At 64.1% G+C, this 1759-nt stretch carries 1 protein-coding gene; it reads right to left on the minus strand.

Features of this window, described 5'->3' with window-relative positions:
• Positions 1 to 1393 (minus strand): HAMP domain-containing protein (locus IVA74_RS00035; RefSeq protein ID WP_247338621.1); only part of this gene is annotated, 1393 nt, incomplete at its 3' end.
• Positions 1394 to 1759: the final 366 nt, after the last annotated feature.

Genomic DNA, 1759 nt, shown 5'->3' on the forward strand with positions numbered 1-1759 from the left:
CCGTCGCGGTCGCGACCGACTGCATGTTGCTGGAGGCCTGCTCGGAGACGTCGGCGACCTGGCTCGACAGGCTCTGCGTGGTCTCGGCGGTGCGGGTCAGCGTCGAGGCCGCCGATTCCAGCTGTACGGCGGAAGCCGAGACGTTGGAGACGATGGCGCCGACCGCGCTCTCGAAATCGTCGGCGAAGCGAATCAGCTCGGAACGGCGGCTTGCGGCCTGCTCCCTGTTCTGGACTTCGCTCGCGGCGGCATCGCGCTCGGCCTTGGCCACGGCCTGCATCTTGAACTCCTCGACCGCGCCGGCCATCTCGCCGATCTCGTCCTTGCGGCCCAGGCCCGGCAGCACGACGTCGAAATTACCCGAGGCAAGCTCGCGCATCGCCTTGCACATCGCGATCATCGGACGCGAAATGCCATTGCCCAGCATCCAGGCCAACACGGCGCCAATGGCGAGGCCGCCGAGCGCCATCATCAGCATCGTCCGCTCGGTGTCGCCGATGGTGGCATTGGCGCTCTCCTCGATGCGCTGCTGATCGGCTGAGAGGTCCGACCGCAGCTCGCCCGAGAGTTTCAGGATGGCCGCCGCCGTCTTGGTCATCTCCCCGTTCGACTTGACGATGACCTTCACATTCTCGGTCAGCTTTCCGAACGAGGTGCGGTACTGCTTCAGGAGATTGCCGATCTCGGTGACGCGGTCGGTGATCTTCTGCTCGTTGGCATAGATCGAGACCAGCAGGGTCTCCAGAAACTTGATGCGGGCGGTCACGCCGTCGGCGCTCTTCGGCTCCGGCTTGGCGACGAAGGCGCCGACCGAGGTAGAGACCGCAAGGTATTGCGATGTGATGTCCTTGGCCGTGGTCTGAACGGATGCAAGCCCCGCCAGCGCGGCGGTGTCGGCGAGATCGTCGAACTTGAAGCGGATCTTATTGCCGACGCTGTTGAGCTCATCGGCCGCGATCTTGTTGTTCTCGCGTGTCAACGTGATGATCTCGCTGAACACCTTCGTAAAACGCTGGAACTCGGCTTCGAGCCTGCCGACCTGCTCACGGCGCGCCGCGCCCGTGGTCGCGGCCGTCGACTTGGCGATCGCCGCCTTCAGATTTTGTTCGGCGGCCTTGGCCGCGGTCTCGTCATCCGCCGCGCCGGTCAGCGCATAAGCCCGCGCCAGCCCCTGGTAGCTGATCAGCTCGCGATCGACCGTCCGTGCAAGGTCCGCTTCCGCCACGCTGGCGCGGTAGGAGGCCACGGCGGCCTGGATCCGCTCGAAGCCGAAATAGGCGAAAGCCATGCTGACGGCGAGGATGGCGAGCACCGCCACGAAGCCAAGGATGATTTTTGCGCGAAAGCGCAGGGTGAGCAGCTTCGATGTGTTCGGCTTCGACTTGACGGGCATTCCCCCACCCCATTCCATTCGCGGAAAACCAGGCGCAGCCCGGAAGCAGCCCGCTTCCTGACTCTTCTGCACGTTACGGGGCAAAGGATAAGCGGCGGTAAATTTGTGGCGCCGCAACTAGCGGTTAGGTGACGCGGGGGTGTCTTCATATGATCACTCCCCTCGTCGGAGCGGTTTGACGAAGACGCGGGGTTACCGGCCACGCGCCGCAACTCTTCGCTGAATAATGGGTCTGGCTTCGCCAGGACGACATTGGAAAAGCGACTGCCTACGCCGCCCGGATATTCCCCATGAAGCGGTCGAGCTCGGCGCGCAACCGGGTGCTTTCGGATGACAGCGTCTTGGCCGAGTGCAGCACCTCTTCCG

Source organism: Bradyrhizobium sp. 132 (genome assembly GCF_023074185.1).
Lineage (GTDB): Bacteria > Pseudomonadota > Alphaproteobacteria > Rhizobiales > Xanthobacteraceae > Bradyrhizobium.